The organism is Pseudoduganella sp. S-14, assembly GCF_049913285.1.
Lineage (GTDB): Bacteria > Pseudomonadota > Gammaproteobacteria > Burkholderiales > Burkholderiaceae_D > Rugamonas.
Genome location: NZ_CP183991.1, coordinates 2,760,684 through 2,781,349, shown reverse-complemented (window position 1 = coordinate 2,781,349; position 20,666 = coordinate 2,760,684). Strand labels below are relative to the sequence as shown.

At 60.2% G+C, this 20,666-nt stretch carries 18 protein-coding genes and 2 tRNA genes; 2 read left to right on the top strand and 18 right to left on the bottom strand.

Going from position 1 to position 20,666, the window contains the following annotated elements:
- Positions 1-31 precede the first annotated feature (31 nt).
- The 4 genes from ACN9MZ_RS12845 to ACN9MZ_RS12830 form a co-directional block, all read right to left on the bottom strand.
- Entirely contained in the window at positions 32-484 is a 453-nt protein-coding gene (locus ACN9MZ_RS12845; RefSeq protein WP_426342492.1) for a hypothetical protein, read from the bottom strand.
- A 1,239-nt stretch (positions 485-1,723) separates the two neighbouring features.
- The gene (locus tag ACN9MZ_RS12840) at positions 1,724-2,569 is read right to left on the bottom strand and encodes an SDR family NAD(P)-dependent oxidoreductase (RefSeq protein ID WP_426342491.1); all 846 of its coding nucleotides are present in this window, start codon (positions 2,567-2,569) and stop codon (positions 1,724-1,726) included.
- A gap of 24 nt (positions 2,570-2,593) precedes the next feature.
- Positions 2,594-3,445 (bottom strand): SDR family NAD(P)-dependent oxidoreductase, encoded by an 852-nt coding sequence (locus ACN9MZ_RS12835; RefSeq protein ID WP_426342490.1) that lies wholly within the window; start codon positions 3,443-3,445, stop codon positions 2,594-2,596.
- Positions 3,442-4,353: an alpha/beta hydrolase gene (locus ACN9MZ_RS12830; protein WP_426342489.1), complete on the bottom strand. Its 912-nt coding sequence runs from the start codon at positions 4,351-4,353 to the stop codon at positions 3,442-3,444. The genes ACN9MZ_RS12835 and ACN9MZ_RS12830 overlap by 4 nt, the downstream gene beginning before the upstream one ends.
- 77 nt (positions 4,354-4,430) lie before the next feature.
- Here ACN9MZ_RS12830 and ACN9MZ_RS12825 point away from each other — a divergent pair, with 77 nt between their 5' ends.
- Entirely contained in the window at positions 4,431-5,060 is a 630-nt protein-coding gene (locus tag ACN9MZ_RS12825; RefSeq protein WP_426342488.1) for a TetR/AcrR family transcriptional regulator, read from the top strand.
- 1,377 nt (positions 5,061-6,437) lie between these two features.
- Here the strand turns inward: ACN9MZ_RS12825 and ACN9MZ_RS12820 are convergent.
- The 6 genes from ACN9MZ_RS12820 to ACN9MZ_RS12795 form a co-directional block, all read right to left on the bottom strand.
- Positions 6,438-6,514 (bottom strand) — tRNA-Arg (locus ACN9MZ_RS12820).
- Positions 6,515-6,592: 78 nt separating this feature from the next.
- Positions 6,593-6,669: transfer RNA gene (locus ACN9MZ_RS12815), tRNA-Pro, on the bottom strand.
- A 54-nt stretch (positions 6,670-6,723) separates the two neighbouring features.
- Entirely contained in the window at positions 6,724-8,076 is a 1,353-nt protein-coding gene (gene glmM, locus ACN9MZ_RS12810; RefSeq protein ID WP_426342487.1) for a phosphoglucosamine mutase, read from the bottom strand.
- A 20-nt stretch (positions 8,077-8,096) separates the two neighbouring features.
- Positions 8,097-8,921 carry a dihydropteroate synthase gene (gene folP, locus ACN9MZ_RS12805; protein WP_426342486.1) on the bottom strand — a complete coding sequence of 275 codons (825 nt, stop codon included), beginning with the start codon at positions 8,919-8,921 and terminating at the stop codon, positions 8,097-8,099.
- Positions 8,922-8,982: 61 nt separating this feature from the next.
- Positions 8,983-10,869 (bottom strand): ATP-dependent zinc metalloprotease FtsH, encoded by a 1,887-nt coding sequence (gene ftsH, locus ACN9MZ_RS12800; RefSeq protein WP_426342485.1) that lies wholly within the window; start codon positions 10,867-10,869, stop codon positions 8,983-8,985.
- 154 nt (positions 10,870-11,023) lie between these two features.
- Positions 11,024-11,671 (bottom strand): RlmE family RNA methyltransferase, encoded by a 648-nt coding sequence (locus tag ACN9MZ_RS12795; protein WP_426342484.1) that lies wholly within the window; start codon positions 11,669-11,671, stop codon positions 11,024-11,026.
- A 43-nt stretch (positions 11,672-11,714) separates the two neighbouring features.
- Between ACN9MZ_RS12795 and yhbY the strand changes: the two genes are divergently transcribed.
- The gene (gene yhbY / locus ACN9MZ_RS12790) at positions 11,715-12,176 is read left to right on the top strand and encodes a ribosome assembly RNA-binding protein YhbY (RefSeq protein WP_426342483.1); all 462 of its coding nucleotides are present in this window, start codon (positions 11,715-11,717) and stop codon (positions 12,174-12,176) included.
- Between the two features lie 66 nt (positions 12,177-12,242).
- Here yhbY and ACN9MZ_RS12785 read toward each other — a convergent pair whose 3' ends face one another.
- From ACN9MZ_RS12785 to ACN9MZ_RS12750, 8 genes are all read right to left on the bottom strand, one after another.
- Entirely contained in the window at positions 12,243-12,659 is a 417-nt protein-coding gene (locus ACN9MZ_RS12785) for a DUF4149 domain-containing protein (protein WP_426342482.1), read from the bottom strand.
- Positions 12,659-13,135: a transcription elongation factor GreA gene (gene greA / locus ACN9MZ_RS12780; protein ID WP_426342481.1), complete on the bottom strand. Its 477-nt coding sequence runs from the start codon at positions 13,133-13,135 to the stop codon at positions 12,659-12,661. The genes ACN9MZ_RS12785 and greA overlap by 1 nt, the downstream gene beginning before the upstream one ends.
- Before the next feature lie 98 nt (positions 13,136-13,233).
- Positions 13,234-16,452, bottom strand: coding sequence for a carbamoyl-phosphate synthase large subunit (gene carB / locus ACN9MZ_RS12775; protein ID WP_426342480.1), 3,219 nt, complete (start codon positions 16,450-16,452; stop codon positions 13,234-13,236).
- The gene (gene carA / locus ACN9MZ_RS12770) at positions 16,453-17,628 is read right to left on the bottom strand and encodes a glutamine-hydrolyzing carbamoyl-phosphate synthase small subunit (protein WP_426342479.1); all 1,176 of its coding nucleotides are present in this window, start codon (positions 17,626-17,628) and stop codon (positions 16,453-16,455) included.
- Between the two features lie 186 nt (positions 17,629-17,814).
- Complete coding sequence (locus ACN9MZ_RS12765; RefSeq protein WP_426342478.1) at positions 17,815-18,456, bottom strand: substrate-binding periplasmic protein; 642 nt, start codon at positions 18,454-18,456, stop codon at positions 17,815-17,817.
- A 2-nt stretch (positions 18,457-18,458) separates the two neighbouring features.
- Positions 18,459-19,145, bottom strand: a complete 687-nt coding sequence (locus ACN9MZ_RS12760) for a substrate-binding periplasmic protein (RefSeq protein ID WP_426342477.1) — start codon at positions 19,143-19,145, stop codon at positions 18,459-18,461.
- Positions 19,146-19,194: 49 nt separating this feature from the next.
- Positions 19,195-19,599: a heme-binding protein gene (locus ACN9MZ_RS12755; protein WP_426342476.1), complete on the bottom strand. Its 405-nt coding sequence runs from the start codon at positions 19,597-19,599 to the stop codon at positions 19,195-19,197.
- Positions 19,600-19,617: 18 nt separating this feature from the next.
- Positions 19,618-20,598 carry a patatin-like phospholipase family protein gene (locus ACN9MZ_RS12750; protein WP_426342475.1) on the bottom strand — a complete coding sequence of 327 codons (981 nt, stop codon included), beginning with the start codon at positions 20,596-20,598 and terminating at the stop codon, positions 19,618-19,620.
- Between the last annotated feature and the right edge of the window lie 68 nt (positions 20,599-20,666).

The window sequence follows — 20,666 nt, the reverse complement described above, 5'->3', positions numbered from 1 at the left end:
TCAGAACGTCGTCGAACCGGATCGACTCATCTCAGTTGCCGTACCAGTTATCGCCCAACTGCATGTCGATGCTCTGGATGCGTGCCAGAACAACCGCTGCAAAGCGCTCTTCAACAAGGTTGTCCTTCAACGCATCGACTACCAGCTTGCGTTCGAACTTGACCTTGCCGAGGGCGTGCGCCGCCTGGACCCGCACAGGCACTGCGTCGTCGGTGCGCAGTATTTTGATGAGGATGGGAAGGTTGCGCGCTGACCCGCCGTCCTCAAACAGCCATTCGCTGGCGCACTTGGCGGCATCGAACTCCGTCAGCACTTCCCTCATCCATTTGGGACGTAACTCGGCGGGGGCGCCCCGCAACTTTTTTACGGCAGGCGGGACGAAGCACCGCGGCTCCACTGGCGGCGCTGTTGCCTTGGCCAGCATAGGTTGGGAAACAATCAGGAGGGTGCCTGCACAGGCGGCGATCAAGCGCAACTGGTTCACATTCTGGCCTGCGAATTATCGATCAGGCGAGCATACCAGAATTGCAAGTGAGAAACGAAGCTGGAATTGGCCTGCCCTGCAGGAATCGAACCTGCGACCCTCGGCTTAGAAGTCGGCTACCTTATGCTTTTCCGTTGTTTCCAATTTCTTTACAAGACTTTGATTTTTAAGGAAACATCCTAAAATCACGAGCCGCCCCTGCCATTAACGGTTTCCGAATTCTGGCGTTATTTTGCTAAAATTTTCCTACGTAGCGCCTACGCAAAATGACGGCAGGGGTATTCATGTCTACGACCCTACGCCCACATCAACTCGAGTGTTGTTCGCCACACCACATACCATGAATATTAAATCTCCAAAGAGCGGTTTAACCATTTCTGGCGAAGATGAAGAAGGCCCGCGCGAAACTAGCGTGAGCTGGACAGTTTAAAGATCAATTGTTTAGCTGTTGTAAGGATTCTGGCATCAGCTTTCCCGCGCATTCACGACTGGCTCGCAAGACTGCGCCGCCAAGCAGACGACCTGGCTGGTTGCCGGCTCGTTTTTGCCGAGAAGACGTTTTCGATCAATCAGCCCATCATGCTAACAGCCCGAGTGGACCGGGGTTACCACGACGGTATCGCCATGGTCCTCATGGAACTCAAGACGCGCTGCGCCAAACAGGTCTATTCTTCGGACGTTATCGAACTGTCGGCACAGCGCGTGGCTGTAAGTTACTATACTGGTGACCCAGTTAGCGACTTTGGGTACATCGTGCTGCAACATCCCGTGACGCGCCGGCGCATCATCCGCAAGGTCGCCCTGCTCTCACCCGAGGATGTCATGAACATCGCCAATCGGCAAAGGTTACTGTTCAGCGGCGCTCTGCCTGCACGCTATGCCAACGACCCTAAGTGTTGTCGCCGATGCGAGTACCAATCCGAATGCAGATCGGGAACTCCGCGCGCATACCACCGAACGGAATGACAACTCACATTGTTTCAGTAACCCGATATTCGGAATTGATGTGCTTCCAACGGTACCTGCTAAAGACCGTTTCCACGAGTTCGTGCGAATCACCCCATTTTTGATCCAGCTTCAGTCGAAAGCGACACGAACTGATGGCAATCGAACGCGTTCAGGGCCATCTTTATCGATCAGGAAGCCTTTTCAGTTAATGGTGCGATTGCGGGTACAACATGGCTTACCTCCCTTTGGACAAATTTTTTGTGATGCTCTTGTTGTCGGGTTTGTACGTTGCTACGCACGCCAGGCTTTTCTCTCGGCCAAGGCGACGGCCTCGACGATGTCGGCCGACTTGAAACCGAGCTTTTCCGTCACCTTGCGGAACAGCCCCGGTGCCTTGGCAACGAGGGTGTTCTGCGCCGGCAGCACCACCATGTCGCTACGCCGTTCGATGCCGCGAATCACCCCATCGACCACCTCGTCGCGCGAGATCATTCGCCACAGGCCGCCCTTGTTGCCACCCCAGAGCTTGACGCCGGCGGCATCAGCGTGGACCTGGTCCATCATGGGCGTAGGAAAGAAGGTCGGGTGCGCACTGCCGACGCCCACGCCCAGGTGCTTCACTTCCAGGCGAATGCTGTCGCACATGGCCCAGACGCCGGCCTTGCTGGCCGTGTAGTGAGCCTGGAGCGGCGAATGCACGAACGCCGCCATCGAGGAAATGGCCATCAGGTAGCCGCGCTGGCTGGCGACATAGGGCAGCCCGGCTTTCAGCGTGCGCCAGACCCCGTTCAGGTTAATGTCGATGACACGATCGAAGGCGGCCGGATGCATGGTGGCCATAGGCGACACCTCATCGATGCCGGCATTGGCGATCACCACATCGATGCCCCCGAAATGCGCGGCCGCAGAGTCCATCGCCGCTTGCATATCCTGGTAGGAGCGGACGTCGGCGCGCCAGGCCCAGACCTGCCGCTCGCCGCCGAGCTCTTGCGCCAGCCGGATGGCGGCCGCCAGGTCCAGGTCGAAGAGCGCCAGCCGCGCGCCCTTGGCCAATAGCTTGCGCGCGAGGGCGCTGCCGAGCCCTCCGGTGGCGCCGGTGATGGCCACGACGCGGCCGCTCAAATCATAGTGGGGCATCTAATTCTCCTTGGTGATCTTTTCTCAGCGCTGTGATTCAGCCTCAAGTTGCTGGATCAGGGCATGCATTTCTTTGTGTCGACTCAGCACGACATCGGTCAGTACGCCGAAGATGCCGCGGAAGAGCGAGAACGGAACCCAGCGCCATGGCGCGTAGATACGTGGCCTGCGGTCCTGCACACCTTTCACGAGCGCAAGTGCAACCTGCTCGGGGGGAATAGCCCGACGCAGCCACCCTGGAAGTCCAACCTCATTCATTTTGGTCACGGTGGCGTTGCCGCCGAAGGCAACCTTCGCGATGGCCGTGGCCGTCCAGCCTGGGTAGACGACGGTGGCCGTTGCGCCGGTATGTGCAAGCTCTGCTCTCAAGGAGCGTGTGAGCATTTCTACGGCGGCCTTTGATGCGGCATACGGTGCATTCGCCAGGCCATTGAGAAAAGCGTATGCGGAAGACGTGACAAGAACTTGGCCCTGGTTGCGAATAATCTCTGGCAGCGCCGCGCGAATCGTGCGCCAGACGCCGAACAAATCCACTTCTACGATTTTCTCGAACTCGGCCTCATCGCAACTGGCGATTGTTGAGGCGCCACTACGCCACGAAATGCCGGCGTTGGCAAAAGCCACATCCAGGCGTCCGAAGCGTTGGATCGTCGTCTGAATGATTGCCTTCGTTGCCGCAGCGTCGGTGACGTCAAGCGCCACAGGCAGCACCCGGGATGGGGAGAACTCCTGTGCCAGTTTATCCACAGCGGATTGCTGCATATCGGTCAGCACCAGATTTGCACCCAGAGCATAGAGTTGGCGGGCGGTCGCGGCGCCGATGCCGCCCGCCGCGCCGGTGATCAGCACCACCTTGTCGTTCAAGTCGTAAGTCATGATGTACTTTCTTTTGCAGAAGGAGTAGGAACGTGGCGGCGCAGGAAGTTGATCTGGTCGGCCACCACCTTCTCGAAACCTTGCCCGACATACACATCGAAGTGCCCCTCCCGATAGAGCTTCACCTCACCCCGTGGCGCCTTGCGGACATGGCGCAGCGTGGAGCGCGTCGGTGCGACGGTGTCGTGCTCGCAGACGCAGAACAGGGCGGGACAGCGCAGCTGGCGGGCCAGTTTGCCGGGACGGTAGGCCATGATCTGCAGCGCGGCGCGCGCGGCAACATAATTTGGGAACGACAGACCCGATGGCACCAGCTTGAGGTAACCGCCCAGGCAATCGCGCGCCGTCATCAGCGCGGCTGAGCACGGCGCGCCGCTTGTATTGACCATGATCGGCTTGGCTCCGGCCCAGGCCAGCAACTGGTCGGCAATGGCGAGCGGCAGGACGCGAAGCGAGGTGATCGGATTCATCGCCAGCCCTGAAGCAAGGCCATCGGTGAACAAGCACTGTGCGATGACTGCGCTGACCCCTTCCACGGTGGCGCCGGTATGGACGGCGTGTCCGCCGCCGAAAGAGGTTCCCCAGACCACGACTCGACGCCCGTCAACCTGTGCCAGTCCGCGCGCGAACTCGACGGCCGCACGCCAATCAGCCTGCTGTTTGCGGACATCCAACAGTTGGCGCGGCATGCCTTCGCTGCCGCCGAAATGCCGATAGTCGAAAACCAGGCAGGCATATCCCGCAGCCTGGAAACGTTTGGCATAGGCATCCAGCCGCATCTGCCGCACCCCGCCCAAACCGTGCGCCATCACGATGATAGGTGCCGGGCGACCGCCTGGCGGGAGGTACAACCATGCGGCGCAACGCTCGCCCTGGGATGGGAAGTGAACTTCCGAATGGGTCGTCATTTGTAATGATCTCCGTTATTAGAGTTATCTCCATTAATGCAGTTAACTCTATACTTGGAATATGCTATAGTCAAGCCATGACTGAAACCAAGCCCACCCGCACTCAGCGGCGCACCGAGGAAATGCGCCGCACCATCATCGAAATCGCTTCCCAAATCCTGGCCGAAGGCGGCACATCTGCACTCAGCGCGGAGGAAGTCGCACGCCGTGCCGACATTGCGCCGCAGACGGTCTACAACCGGGTTGGCGGCAAAGGTGCCCTGCTGGCTGCCGCGAGCGAATCGGCCATGCTCGAAAACCGTCGGCACATGGATGCGGCGTATGCAACGCCGGGGTCGCCGTTGGAACGCATCCGGCGGGTTGGCGCGGCCTATTATCGGTTTGCACGGGAACAACCGATCCAGTTCCTGCTCTTGGCCGCGCCGCCCGACGACTTGGAAACTGCTAAACCGCTGGTGGCGCTAGTCGCCGAGCAGAACGCCAAGTTGGAGCAGGCGCTGCGGGAAGGGATCGCCTGCGGCGAGGTTCGCCCCGACATTGACCCTGCCGCCATGGCGATTGCGCTTTGGGGAATGTTCAATGGTGTGCTGACGCTGGGCGTGCGCAATGATGCGTTCAAGCTGAAGGACGCCGCTTGGGAGAAGGTCCTGGCGTCGGCGACCCTTGTGCTTCTAACCGGCTTGACCGACAGGCAAGCGCAGCCGTAGCTGCCGTTAGCATTCTGGCATCAGCTTTTCAGCGCATTCGCGGCTGGCTCGCAGGACTGCGCCGCCAAGCCGACGACCTGGCTGTTTGCCGACTCCTTGTTGCCGAGAAGACGTTCTCGATCAATCAGCCCATCATGCTGACAGCCCGAGTGGACCGGGTTTACCACGACGGCATCGCCATGGTCCTCATGGAACTCAAGACGCGCTATGCCAAACGGGTCTATGCCTCGGAGATTATCGAACCGTCGGCACAACGCTTGGCCATTGAATGCAGCACGGGGGAACGCGTGCGCAATACCGGGTACGTTGTACTGCAACATCCTTTGACGCGCCGACGGATCACTCACCGTGTTTCAATACTCGCACACGACGATGTCATCGGCATCGCCAATCGGCAAAGGTTACTGATCGGAGGCGCACTACCCCCACGTCATGCCGGAAACCCCGAACGTTGTCGCCGGTGCGAGTACCAATCCGAATGCAGATCGGGAATTCCGCACGCATACCGCCGAACGGAGCAACAACTCATATTGTTTCAGTACCCCGATATTCGAAATCGATGCGCTTCCAACGGTACTTGCTAAAGACCGTTTTCCCGAGTTCAAGCGAATCAACTGATTTCGGGTCCGGCTTCAGTCAAGAGCGACACGAGCTGATGGCGTTCGAGCGCGTTCAGGGCCATCTCTTTCGATCAGGAAGTCGAAGATTTCGCGAACGTCATATCCTTGACGAACAAGGTACGTCCATGCCCTCAAAGATCCGGCATAACGGTTGACAATGGCGGCTTGGGCTGCAGCGTCGGCGGATATGGTAAAGGCCTGCATAGTGATGTCCTTCGTGGGCTGGCAGGGCAAGGCCGGCTATCAGAGAAAACGCTGCAGGCAATTGGGCGACGTCGACAAATTCTCACACATTTTCACAAGTTTGACGAGATTCCAGTCGACTTGCGATGCCATTTCACAACCATTATGATTTTTTTGGCAAGCATGATTATCCACCATCGGGCGAAGACGTAAACCAAATTCGCTCAGTGAGTTTGCAAGCCCATTTACCTGCACAATGCGCATCTGATTCGACTCGGAAGCTCACATTCCATTTTTCAGTAGAGCGACTAACTGAGAAAGCGAGTTTCAAGTCCGAACGTTTAGCAAGGTTCCCGTCCCCGTCCTCTCATCGTTGGAAACAAGGCGGTACGGCGCTGGCGTTTCGGTACCGCCTCTTTTTTGCCCCTCACTCCAGAATTTGCGGCCGAAGTCCTATGGCCATGCTTGGTAATGCCTGGCGAACCGTTTACGGAATTTGCCTACGCAGTGCCTACGCAAAGCATTTTCGCCGCATTTTGCGACGCACAAAAGTCTTATAAGTGTTTGATTTTATTGGCCTGCCCTGCAGGAATCGAACCTGCGACCCTCGGCTTAGAAGGCCGATGCTCTATCCAACTGAGCTAAGGGCAGAGTCGCGGGCGAAGCAGAAAAAAGCCATGCCGCAAATGAAAAGCGGGTTGTCCGAAGACAACCCGCTCGAGAATTTCCTGGTCGGAGTACAAGGATTCGAACCTTGGACCCCCTGCTCCCAAAGCAGGTGCGCTACCGGGCTGCGCTACACTCCGATAAACGAATAATACCCCGGCGAGGCATAGTCCGTCAATGTCGCGGCGGCAACTTTATGCCGCCAAGGCCGTTTCAACCTTGTCCGCGATGCGGCGCGCCATGCTCTGGGCCTTGTCCGCGTCGCGTGCTTCAACCATCACACGGATCAGCGGCTCGGTACCGGAAGCACGGATCAGCACGCGGCCAGTGTCGCCCAGCTCGGCTTCCACCTTCTCTTTTTCCGCGACCATGGCTGCGTTCTTCTGCCAGTCGAAACCGGCCGGCACGCGCACGTTGATCAGGGTTTGCGGGAACAGCGTGACTTCGCCGGCGATTTCGGCCAGGGTCTTGCCATTGCGTTTGAGCGCGGACAGCACTTGCAGCGCGGAGATGATGCCGTCGCCCGTGCTGTGCTTGTCCAGCGCCAGCAGGTGGCCACTGCCCTCGCCGCCCAGGATCCAGCCCTTTTCCTGCATCACTTCCAGCACGTAGCGGTCGCCGACCTTGGCGCGCGCGAAGCCGATGCCCTTCTGCTTCAGCGCTACCTCGACGGCCATATTGGTCATCAGGGTGCCAACAGCGCCAGCTACGCCGCCATTGGCCACGCGATCCATCACCATGACATACAGCAGCTCATCGCCATTGTACAGGCGGCCGCTTGCGTCGCACATGATCAGGCGGTCCGCGTCACCGTCCAGCGCGATGCCGAGGTCGGCTTTGTGCTCGAGCACGGCAGCAGCCATGGCTTTCGGGGCCGTGGCGCCAACGCCGTCGTTAATGTTCAGGCCGTCAGGCTTGTTGCCGATGGCGACAATTTCCGCACCCAGTTCGTGGAATACGTGCGGGGCAATGTTGTAGGCGGCGCCGTGGGCGCAGTCGACCACGACCTTCAGGCCGCGCAGGTCCAGCTCATACGGGAAGGTGCTCTTGCAGAATTCGATGTAGCGGCCTTGTGCGTCATCCAGGCGGCGGGCACGCCCCAGCTTCTCCGGCGACACGCATTCCATCGGCTGCTCCAGCATCGCTTCGATGTCGAGCTCGACTGCGTCGGGCAGCTTGGTACCCTGGTCGGAGAAGAATTTGATGCCGTTGTCCTGGAACGGGTTGTGCGACGCCGAGATCACCACGCCGGCTTGCAGACGCAGCGCGCGGGTCAGGTAGGCAATTGCCGGGGTCGGCATTGGACCGGCCAGCTTGACGTCCACGCCCGCAGCCGAGAAGCCGGCTTCCAGTGCGGCTTCCAGCATGTATCCGGAAATACGGGTGTCCTTGCCGATCAGGACGGCTGGGCGTGCCGTGCCGGTCGCAGCGGACTTGGCCAGCACCTTGCCTGCGGCATAGCCCAGGCGCATCACGAAATCGGGGGTAATCGGCGCCTGGCCGACCAGGCCGCGTACGCCATCGGTACCGAAATATTTACGTGCCATATTCTGTTCTCTTCCTTTTCTTAATGCGCCGCCTGCCACACGCGAAGTGCGTCAACGGTCTCTGCTACATCATGCACCCTGACGATCTGGGCGCCGTGCGCAACTGCTGCCAGGGCGCCGCCAATACTGCCGGCCATGCGCTGCTCAACCGGTTTGCCTGTGACTGCACCGATCATCGATTTGCGCGACAGGCCGGCCAGCAGCGGCACGCCGAGCTCGCCAATCATCTGCTTGCCTGCTTTCAGCAGCGCGTAATTGTGCTCTACCGTCTTGCCGAAACCAAAGCCAGGGTCGATCCACAGGCGTTCCTTGTCAATCCCTGCCGCCGTCAGGACGGCAATGCGCTCAGCCAGGAAATCAGTGACTTCACGCACAACATCATTGTACTCCGGGCTGGCCTGCATTGTTATCGGATTACCAATCATGTGCATGATGCACAACGAACAATCGCTATCCTTGACAGCTTCGATGGCGCCAGGGGCGCGGAAACCGTTTATATCGTTGATCATGTCGACGCCGGCCAGCACCGCTTCGCGCATGACTTCAGGCTTGTAGGTGTCGACGCTGATGGCCTTGCCGCAGTCGCGCAGGGCGAAAATCAGCGGCATGACGCGGCGCAACTCCTCGTCCAGCTTGACGGCCGGGGCGCCGGGGCGGCTGCTCTCGCCTCCGATGTCGATGATGTCGACGCCGTCGCGGATCATTTGTTCGGCGTGCGTGATTGCGTAGTCGAGGCTGGCGAACTGGCCGCCGTCGCTGAAGGAGTCAGGCGTAGCGTTGAGGATGCCCATCACCAGCGGGCGGCTGGTCGGGAAATTGAATCGGCCAAACTTGTGTTGAGGCATGGTAGCGGAAAAAGGGGACGCAACACATTCAAATGTGTTGCGTCCCCTGTTTTAAAGGCGATTAAGCTGGTGCGGTGGCGTTCGGGTTCGGGTTCGAACCTGGGCCGTCGCTGCCCGGCTGTTTGCGGATGGTGGTGCCAGCCTTCGGTGGGCGCGGCTCCTGGCCCGCCATGATGTCGTTCACCTGGTCTGCGTCGATGGTTTCCCATTCCAGCAAGGCCTTGGTCATCACTTCAACCTTTTCGCGATTCTCTTCCAGCAGCTTGCGCGCCAGGGCGTATTGCGAATCCAGGATGGTGCGGATCTCCGCGTCCACCTTCTGCTGGGTCGCTTCCGAGATGGTCTTGTTGGCGCCGCCCAGCCAGCCGTCGTTCTGGCTGTCTTCGTACACCATCACGCCCAGCGCATCGGACATGCCGTACTTGGTGACCATGGCACGGGCCAACTTGGTGGCGCGGGCGAAGTCGTTGGAAGCGCCGGTCGACATCTGGCCGACGAAGATCTCTTCCGCAATACGGCCGCCGAACAGGATGGAAATCTCTTCCAGCATCTTGTCCTTGTAGCCCGAAATATTGTCGTGCTCAGGCAGCTGCCAGGTCAGGCCTAGCGCCCAGCCGCGCGGCATGATGGTCACTTTGTGGACCGGGTCAGCCTTCGGCAGCAGCTTGGCCACCACGGCGTGGCCGGACTCGTGGTAAGCGGTATTGCGGCGCTCTTCTTCGCGGATCACCATGGACTTGCGTTCCGGGCCCATGAAGATCTTGTCTTTCGCATCTTCGAAGTCGATCATGTCGACCAGGCGCTTGTTGCGGCGCGCAGCAAACAGGGCGGCTTCGTTGACCAGGTTGGCCAGGTCGGCGCCGGAGAAGCCCGGGGTGCCGCGGGCCAGGATGTCGGCCTTCACGTCGGTGCTGATCGGTACCTTGCGCATATGGACGTTCAGGATCTGTTCGCGGCCGCGGATATCCGGCAGGCCAACGGACACCTGGCGGTCGAAACGGCCCGGACGCAGCAGCGCCTTGTCCAGCACGTCGGCACGGTTGGTCGCGGCAATCACGATCACGCCGGACGACGCTTCAAAGCCGTCCATCTCAACCAGCAGCTGGTTCAGGGTCTGTTCGCGCTCGTCGTTGCCGCCGCCCATGCCGGCGCCACGATGGCGGCCAACGGCGTCGATCTCGTCGATGAAGATGATGCAAGGCGAATGCTTCTTGGCGTTCTCGAACATGTCGCGGACACGGGACGCACCCACGCCGACGAACATTTCAACGAAGTCCGAACCGGAAATCGAGAAGAACGGCACCTTGGCTTCACCCGCAATGGCACGCGCCAGCAGGGTCTTACCGGTACCTGGAGGGCCAACCATCAGCACGCCGCGTGGAATGCGGCCGCCCAGTTTCTGGAACTTGGTCGGGTCTTTCAGGAAGTCGACGATCTCGGTCACTTCCTCTTTGGCTTCGTCGCAACCTGCCACGTCGGCGAAGGTCACGGTGTTATTGGTTTCGTCCAGCATGCGCGCCTTCGACTTGCCGAAGGAGAACGCGCCGCCCTTGCCGCCCCCCTGCATCTGGCGCATGAAGAACACCCACACGCCAATCAGCAGCAGCATCGGGAACCAGGATACGAAGACCTGTTGCAGGATGCCTGGCTCTTCAGGCGGCTTGACGTCGAAACGCACGCCATTGTCGCGCAGGTCGCGGATCAGGCCGCGGTCCAGGAAAGTCGAGGTGGTGCGGACTTTGGAATCGTCGACACGGGTTGCAGTAATAGTCTGCCCTTCAATCACGACATCTTTAATGCGCTTCGCTATGACCTCATCCAACAGATCGGAATAAGCGATAGGCTTCGCGCCGCCGGCGATGCTGTGGCTGTCAAATTGCTTAAACAGCATAAATAACAGCAAGGCTACAACAACCCAGATAGCCGATTTGGAAAACATGTTATTCACGAAAACTCCTTGGATGCGAAAGCGCACCAGTTACCTATAGCAGAAATCCGATTTTACTCGTTAAACCCGGGCCGTGCTACAAACCGGCCCTATGGTGCACACTCCTGCGCAGGATATGTGGATTTTTCCAGCTAAATCAAGGGCCAGAATGGCATTATTCCACTGGATTTTTGAGCCCGCGGCCCAATAAGAAGATTTCCGACGATTTATCGCGGCTGGCTTTCGGCTTTTTCTGCACCACGGTCTTGAATTCGCGCCGGAATTTCTCGACGATCTGGCTGAATCCCAGGTCCTTGAAGCATTTCACCAATAACGCGCCACCCGGTTTCATATGGTGCTGGCTGAAATCGATGGCGATATCGATCAGGTCTTCCATACGGGCTGCATCGGCTACCGCAATACCGGATAAATTGGGCGCCATATCGGATAGCACAAGGTCCGCCTTGCGGCCTTGCAGCACTTCGGCCAGCTGGTCGAGGATTTCCTGTTCGCGGAAGTCGCCCTGGATGAAGTGCATGTCGGCAATCGGCTCCATCGGCAGGAGATCCAGGCCGATCATGGTGCCGTTGATGCCCCCGCCCTCCTTGCCCGCGAGCTTGCGGCGGGTGTACTGCCCCCAGGAGCCGGGAGTGCAGCCCAGGTCCACGATGACCTGGCCGGGCTTGATCAACTTGGCATCCTCGTCGATCTCTTTCAGCTTATAGGCTGCCCGGGCACGGTAGCCGTCGCGCTGGGCGGCCTTCACATACGGATCGTTAATATGGTCGTGCAACCAGTTTTTGTTTAATTTGTTCTTAGCCATTAGCGTAGAATACTGCCTTTAAGAGAACTATCCAAAAATAACTATGCTGAACCTTACCCCTGCCGAACGCAGTGTCCTGCGCGCCGAAGCCCATGGCCTGAAGCCCATCGTCCTCGTTGGCGAATCCGGCCTGACCCCTTCCGTAATGAAGGAGATCGAGCTGGGCCTGGATTCCCACGGCTTGATCAAGGTGCGCGTTTTCGGCGATGACCGCGAAGCCCGCATCGAAATGTACGAAACCATCTGCGAGAAGACCGGCGCCGCGCCGGTGCAGCACATCGGCAAGCTGCTGGTGTTGTACCGTCCTCGCGTGGAAGCCGAGAAGGCCTCGACCGGCAAGGCCGGCAAAGGCATGCGCATGGTAACCATCGTCAAGCCAAGCGCCTCCGGCACCAAGAAGCCATCCGTGAGCAAGGTCCTGCTGAAGGGGAACGAACGCGTTACCGCCGGCGGCACCATCAAGCGCGTCAAGAAGAAGACCGGCACCAAGAAAACCGTTGCCTAATAAATGGGGACGTACCCCATTTATTGAGCAACTAGTTTCCTAAAAAATGGGGTACGTCCCCATTTTTTACGCCTGGCGCACAAGCAGCCAGGCTGCCAGCAGGCTTTGTACCAGGTAAATAGTGCTGGAAATGCCATGCAGCTTGCCGAAGCTGCCGTCGCCGGAAGCTTTCGCTGCTGCCATCATCGGCTGCAGGCCAAAGTGCGAAACCACGGTACACATCACCATCGCCACCACGATCAGCAGCACCAAGCGGCGGCGCCTGGGCGTCCAGTCGCGGGTGCCGAAGAACAGCAGCACGCCCATGGCGGCGCCGCAACCCAGCGATAACATGGCCTGGGCATGGAACAGCAGGCCAGCTATCGAGCCGGCCAGCACGCGGTCCAGCGATGCGAACAAGGTCGGCGCCACCAGGTAGCCGACCACCCACAGGCTGCCGGCCCACAGGGCGGCCACCAGCAGGCGTACTTTCGCCAGCAGCATCAAACGTAGCGTACGTCGATGATTTCGTATTCGCGCGGGCCGGACGGGGCCTGCACTTCCACCACGTCGCCGGCGTATTTGCCGATCAGGGCGCGGGCGATCGGCGACGTCACCGATACCTTGCTCATCTTCAGGTCGGCTTCATCGGTGCCGACGATCTGGTAGCTCACCTTCTGGCCCGATTCCAGGTCTTCCAGGTCCACGGTGGAGGCGAATACCACGCGGCCTTCCGCATCCAGGGTGGATGGGTCGATGATCTGGGCCGAACTCAGCTTGCCTTCCAGTTCCGCGATACGGCCTTCGACGAAGGCCTGGCGCTCCTTGGCGGCATCGTACTCGGCGTTTTCGGACAGGTCGCCGTGCGAACGCGCTTCGGCGATGGCATCGATGACAATGCGGCGTTCCTTGGTCTTGAGCTGGTGCAGCTCTTCTTTCAGGAGTTCAGCGCCGAATTTGGTGAGTGGAACGGAATTCATATCTGTCTCTAGTCAAATTGCTAAAAAGCACAGAGCCCGCGCCATGCTTCAGCGCGGGCCCTGTGGTTATATTGTCAAGCGTACTACTTTACCGGGTCTTAGTTTAAAGACTTATGCAGGCCTTGTAAATCGTACACACGCAATTCGTCCAGGTGGCGGATACCTGCCACGGCGGCCTCGGCACCAGCGATGGTGGTGTAGGTGGTCACGCGGGCCGCCAGCGACGAGGTACGGATGCTGCGCGAGTCGTTGATCGCGGTACGCTTCTCTTCCACGGTGTTGATCACCAGGGCGATTTCGTGGTTCTTGATCATGTCGACCACGTGCGGACGGCCTTCCGACTTCTTGTTCACCGGGGTGACAGGAATGCCGGCAGCCTCGATCACGGCGGCAGTGCCCTTGGTGGCGCACAGGGTGAAGCCTGCGTCGACCAGGTCTTTCGCCACTTTCACGGCGCGCGGCTTGTCCGACGCTTTCACCGACAGGAATACCTTGCCGGAGGTCGGCAGCTTGACGCCGGCGCCCAGCTGCGACTTCACGAAAGCTTCCGCGAAGGTGGCGCCAACGCCCATCACTTCACCGGTCGATTTCATTTCCGGGCCGAGGATGGTGTCCACGCCAGGGAATTTCACGAACGGGAACACGGCTTCCTTGACGCTGTAGTAAGGCGGCACGATTTCTTTCGTGATGCCCTGCTCTGCCAGCTTCTGGCCGACCATGCAGCGTGCGGCGATCTTGGCCAGCTGCAGGCCGGTCGCCTTGGATACGTATGGCACGGTACGCGAGGCGCGCGGGTTCACTTCCAGCACGAAGACGACGTCCCTGCCATCTTGTTTCTGGATCGCGAACTGCACGTTCATCAGGCCGACCACGTTCAGGCCCTTGGCCATCAGCGAGGTCTGGCGCTTCAGTTCATCGATGGTCTCTTGCGACAGCGAGTAAGGCGGCAGCGAGCAGGCCGAGTCGCCCGAGTGCACGCCGGCTTGCTCGATGTGTTCCATCACGCCGCCGATGAAGGTGGTGTCGCCGTCGGAGATGCAGTCGACGTCGCACTCGATCGCGTCGTTCAGGAAGCGGTCCAGCAGCACCGGCGAGTCGTTCGACACCTTGACCGCTTCGCGCATGTAGCGCTCCAGGTCGCGCTGTTCGTGCACGATTTCCATCGCACGGCCGCCCAGCACGTAGGAAGGACGCACCACCAGCGGGTAGCCGATTTCCTGTGCCAGCGCCAGCGCTTCTTCTTCGGTGCGCGCGGTGCGGTTAGGCGGCTGGCGCAGGCCCAGGTCCTGCAGCAGCTTCTGGAAGCGCTCGCGGTCTTCCGCGGCGTCGATCATGTCCGGCGAGGTGCCGATGATCGGCACGCCGTTGGCTTCCAGGTCCAGCGCCAGCTTCAGCGGAGTCTGGCCGCCGTACTGCACGATCACGCCGACCGGTTTTTCCAGGTCGACGATTTCCAGCACGTCTTCCAGGGTCAGCGACTCGAAGTACAGGCGGTCGGAGGTGTCGTAGTCGGTCGACACGGTTTCCGGGTTGCAGTTGACCATGATGGTCTCGTAGCCGTCTTCGCGCATGGCCAGCGCGGCGTGCACGCAGCAGTAGTCGAATTCGATACCCTGGCCGATACGGTTCGGGCCACCGCCCAGCACCATGATCTTCTTCTTGTCGGTCGGGTTGGACTCGCACTCTTCATCGTAGGTCGAGTACATGTAGGCGGTGTCGGTCGAGAACTCGGCGGCGCAGGTGTCCACGCGCTTGTACACCGGACGGATGCCCAGTTCGCGGCGCTTGTTGCGCACGGCGGTGTCGCCACATTGCAGCAGGTAGCCCAGGCGGCGGTCCGAGAAGCCCTTCTGTTTCAGCTTGTACAGGGTGTTCTTGTCCAGGTTTTCCAGCTTCTGGGTATCAAGCCACAGTTCCAGGTCGATGATTTCCTTGATCTGCACCAGGAACCACATGTCGATCTTGGTCAGCTGGTACACCTCTTCCAGGGTGAAGCCTTGGGCGAAAGCGTCGCCGACGTACCAGATGCGGTCCGGACCCGGCTCGCCCAGTTCCTCTTCCAGCTTCTCGCGGTCGACGGTTTTCTGGTTCATGCCGTCCACGCCCACTTCCAGGCCGCGCAGGGCTTTCTGGAACGATTCCTGGAAGGTACGGCCGATTGCCATCACCTCGCCCACCGATTTCATCTGGGTGGTCAGGTGGTGATCAGCGGTCGGGAATTTTTCGAACGTGAAGCGCGGCACCTTGGTCACAACGTAGTCGATCGAAGGCTCGAACGAAGCCGGGGTCGCACCGCCGGTGATCTCGTTGCGCAGTTCATCCAGGGTGAAGCCCACTGCCAGTTTCGCAGCCACCTTGGCGATCGGGAAGCCGGTGGCTTTCGATGCCAGTGCCGAGGAACGGGACACGCGCGGGTTCATCTCGATGACGATCATGCGGCCGTCTTTCGGGTTGATCGAGAACTGCACGTTGGAGCCGCCGGTGTCCACGCCGATCTCGCGCAGCACTGCCAGCGAGGCATTGCGCATGATCTGGTATTCCTTGTCGGTCAGGGTCTGTGCCGGAGCGACAGTGATCGAGTCGCCGGTGTGCACACCCATCGGATCCAGGTTTTCGATCGAGCACACGATGATGCAGTTGTCCGCCTTGTCGCGCACCACTTCCATCTCGTACTCTTTCCAGCCCAGCAGCGATTCTTCGATCAGCAGCTCATTGGTTGGGGAAGCTTCCAGGCCGCGTTTGCAGATCGCTTCGAATTCTTCTTCGTTGTAAGCGATACCGCCGCCGGAACCGCCCATGGTGAACGATGGACGGATGATGGTCGGGAAGCCGACTTCCTTTTGCACCGCCCACGATTCTTCCATCGAGTGCGCCACGCCGGAACGCGCCGAACCCAGGCCGATCTTGGTCATCGCATCCTTGAACTTGGCGCGGTCTTCGGCCTTGTCGATGGCTTCCGGCGTAGCGCCGATCAGCTCCACCTTGTACTTGTCCAGCACGCCGTTGCGGTGCAGGTCCAGCGCGCAATTCAGCGCGGTCTGGCCGCCCATGGTCGGCAGGATCGCGTCAGGACGCTCCTTGTCGATGATGCGCTCCACAACCTGCCAGGTGATCGGCTCGATGTAGGTGACGTCGGCCATTTCCGGGTCGGTCATGATGGTCGCCGGGTTGGAGTTCACCAGGATGACCTTGTAGCCCTCTTCGCGCAGTGCTTTACAAGCTTGCGCGCCGGAGTAGTCGAATTCGCAGGCCTGGCCGATGATGATCGGGCCGGCGCCAATAATCAGGATGCTTTTAATGTCAGAACGTTTTGGCATTTATTTCTTCTCCGCGGCATTCATCATGTTGATGAAGCGGTCAAACAGGTAGGCGACGTCGGTCGGGCCAGGCGATGCTTCAGGGTGGCCCTGGAAGCAGAAGGCCGGCACGTCGGTGCGGGCGAAGCCCTGCAGCGAACCGTCGAACAGCGACACGTGGGTCACGCGGCAGTTGGCCGGCAGCGTGTCCGCATCCACGGCGAAGCCGTGGTTCTGCGAGGTGATCATCACCTTCTTGCTGTCCAGGTCCTGCACCGGGTGGTTGGCGCCGTGGTGGCCGAACTTCATCTTCAGGGTCTTGGCGCCGGAGGCCAGTGCCATGATCTGGTGGCCCAGGCAGATGCCGAACACCGGGATCTTCTTCTCCATGAAGACACGAGTCGCCTCAATCGCGTAATCGCATGGCTCAGGGTCGCCAGGACCGTTGGACAGGAACACGCCGTCCGGGTTCAGCGACAGCACGTAGGCGGCGGAAGTCTGCGCCGGCACCACGGTCACCTTGCAGCCGCGCGAAGCCAGCATGCGCAGGATATTGCGCTTGACGCCGAAGTCGTAGGCCACTACGTGGAATTGGCGGGCCGCGCAGGCATCGGCTACCTTGCCATAGCCTTTGCCCAGTTCCCACTCGGTCTCGGTCCATTCGTACACTTCCGGCGCGGTCACGACTTTGGCCAGGTCCATGCCCGCCAGGCCTGGGAAGCTGCGCGCCAGTTCCAGCGCCTGCTGCACGGACGGCTCGTTGCCCTGCACGCCGGTCACGATGGCGCCAGCCTGGGCGCCCTTCTCGCGCAGCACGCGGGTCAGCTTGCGGGTGTCGATACCGGCGATGGCGACGATGTTCTCTGTCTTCAGGTAGTCGGTCAGCGATTGGCTGGAGCGGAAATTCGAGTGGATCAGCGGCAGGTCGCGGATGATCAGGCCTGCGGCGTGGACTTTGGACGCCTCGACGTCTTCGGTATTGATACCGTAGTTGCCGATGTGCGGGTAAGTCAGGGTGACGATCTGGCGGGAATACGATGGATCGGTCAGGATTTCCTGATAACCCGTCATGGAGGTATTGAAAACGACTTCGCCCGTCGTGTGACCGGCAGCGCCAATGGAAATACCTTTAAAGATTGTTCCGTCGGCTAGTGCCAGGATGGCTGGAACGGCTGGGCCAGAAAAAAATGGCGGCAAGGGCAACTCCTGATTAAGTTACCGTAGCGACGCCACTCAGACAACCCACGGGTGTACGGGCGCAATGCCGGGCTCGCGGGTCAGATGATGATGGATGTGTGAGGTAGGCGCTACGGTCGAATGGTAATTGGCTAAACCTTTGAATTATAACCCAAAGTTCCTCCCGCGGCAAGCCCTGCCCGAGCCTCAGCGGCCTTGGCGGAGCGCCTCGGCTAGGCGCGTCACCAATGCCGCGTGGCGCTTGTGCAGGAACAGGTAAAGCGGCACTTCTTCCAGTGGCGGCAGCAATTGCAGCAGGTCCCGGTCGTGTTCCTGCATCGCCAGCACTTCCTTGTTGCTGCGGCCCATGATGGCGATATCGCAACCGCCGGCTTTCAGCATGCGCAATAAGGACGCATCGTTGTCCAGGCGCTGGCGCGGCATGCGGGCCGTGCGCTCTTCCGTGAAGTTATAGCCCCGCCGTATGCAGAGTGTGTGGCCGCGCAGCGATTGCCAGCCGCGCGACACGTCGACCTTCTTATAGGAATAGGCAGTTGGCGCGTACATATAGATCGGTTCCGGAACTGCCACCAGCTGAGGATAGCTGCTGGCGGCCAGCATGGTGCGGCCGATGGCGCCATCCAGCTTGCCTTCATTGACCAGCACCATGCCGCGTTCGGCGGACAAGGCCCTTACCTTGACGCCCAGCCCGGCACGGTGCGCCGCGGCTTCAACGGTCTTCCACGCCTCGAGATGGGCCGGCGTATCCGGAATCACGAAGAGTTGCAGGTCCTGGCCTGGCACGGGCGCCGAAGCCAGCGCGCACAGCAAGGCAAGCAGGACTTTCATTGCTACTCTCCTTCGCCGAGCAGCTTATGCATGGTGCCATCGGCCCGCATCTGCTTCAGGGCCGCAGCTACTTTGGGCACCAGCGCCGCATGGCTCTTGTGCAGGTAGATGTAGAGGGGCATGATTTCCATCGGCGGCAGCAGGCGCTGGAGCGGCGGATCGGCAGTCATGGCGGCGCGCGCCAGCGCATTATTGCGCTCCATGATCGCGACATCGCAACCGCCGGCCGCCAGCATGCGCAGCATGGTCGCCTCGTCGGCCAGCACCTGGCGCGGCAGCTCCTTGGTACGCTGGTCGGTCTGGCGCAGGCCGCGGCGAATGCAGACTGTGTGCGAGCGCAGGGATTCCCAGCCACCCGTCACGTCGAAGCGTTTATAAGCGAACGCCGTTGGTGCGTATTGGTAGATCGGTTCAGGTACCTGGACCAGGTTGGGGTAGTTTTTTTCGAGGCCGGAGGAGCGTCCGACGTCGCCATCGGTCGTGCCTTCATTGGCCAGCACGGCCGAGCGCTCGGGCGACACTTCGCGCACCACCGCATTGATGCCGGCGCGCTGGAAAGCGACTTCCGCCGCTTTCCACAAGTCGGCATGGGTGGTGCTGCGCGAGATGACGGACAGCTGCAGCTCTTCAGCGTGCAGCGGCGCCGACAGGATGATTGAACAAAGCAGCAAGGCAAACGGCAGTCTCATAACTCCCCCTTGCCTGTATTCTAGGAATACATTGCTTCAATTGCAAGACTTAAGCCAATGCAGCAATACCCGCCTTGGCGATTTGTGCATCTTCGCTGGACTTCACGCCCGACACGCCCACCGCGCCGATGGTATGGCCATCAACCACGATATTGACGCCGCCTTCCAGCGGGGCTTCCACCATCGGCACGCCGATGAAGGAAGTACGTCCGCCATTGATCATGTCTTCATAGATCTTGGTTTCGCGGCGGCCCAGGGCCGACAGGCGTGCCTTGGCGGGAGCGATGTGCGATGACAGGGGCGCCGCGCCATCCAGGCGCTGGAGCCACAGCAGGTGGCCGCCGTCGTCGACGATGGCAATGGTAACTGCCCAGTTGTTCTTCGTTGCCTCCGCCTCGGCGGCAGCGGCGATTTTCTTGATGTCGTCCAGGGACAGTACTGGCTTGGTGATCATTCTCTCGTTTCCTGGTTATTATGGGGCCGGGGTTTCGCGGCGCGCCTTCAGCTTTTGCTTCAGTTGCGGCATGACGGCCAGGGTTGCACGCTCGCCCGCCTGCATGGCGCCCGAGCGGTTGGTGAATTCCGCGGAACCCATCTTGCCCAGCGGCGGCTGGATCACGATGTCGGCATCGCGCAGTTCAAGCTGGTTGATGCGCTGGCCCATGATGGAGAAGGTCTGCATGATGACCTCCAGCGAAGAATTGGTGGCCTGCGCCTCGGCCTGGGTCGAAATATTTACCGCGATGATGAATTCCGCGCCCATTTCACGCGCAAAGCGCACCGGCACCGGCGCCACCAGGCCGCCATCGACGTAGGTGTGGTCGCCGATCTTCACCGGCTGGAACACGCCAGGAACAGCCGAGCTGGCGCGCACCGCCATGCCGGTATTCCCGCGCTGGAACAGGATAGGCTGGCCGGTTTTCAGGTCCGATGCCACGGCGCCGAACGGCATTTTCAGCTTTTCGATGACGCGGTTGCCGACAGCCTTGTTGACGAAGGATTGCAGGGCCTCGCCCTTCAGCACGCCGGAAGACTTGCCAAACAAAGGTAGCGCCCAGTCGGAAATGGCCGATTCATCGAGGTCGACGGCCATCTTCTGCAGGGCCTTGGCATCATTGCCGGCCGCATACAGGGCGCCCACCACGGAACCGGCACTGGTGCCGACCACGATATCGGGCACGATGCCCTGCGCTTCCAGCGCCTTGATCACGCCGATGTGGGCGAACCCGCGTGCGGCGCCGCCACCGAGGGCGAGGCCGATCTTCACCTTGCGCTGTACTGGCGCAACCGGCGCTACCACAGGGGGCTGCACCGGCGGTTCAACGGAAACCAGCGGCACGTCGGTCGATTTGATCGGCGGATCGAGTTCGGTGGTAACGGTATTGGGATTAGTCTGGCAACCGGCCAGCGCTGCGGCGGCCAGGATGGCAAAAGCGAAACGTTTCAAGTGCATGTAGTGGTTAATCTGCTCGTTTTTTTAGGCGAGCAGATTTTACCTAATAAATGGGGTACGTCCCCATT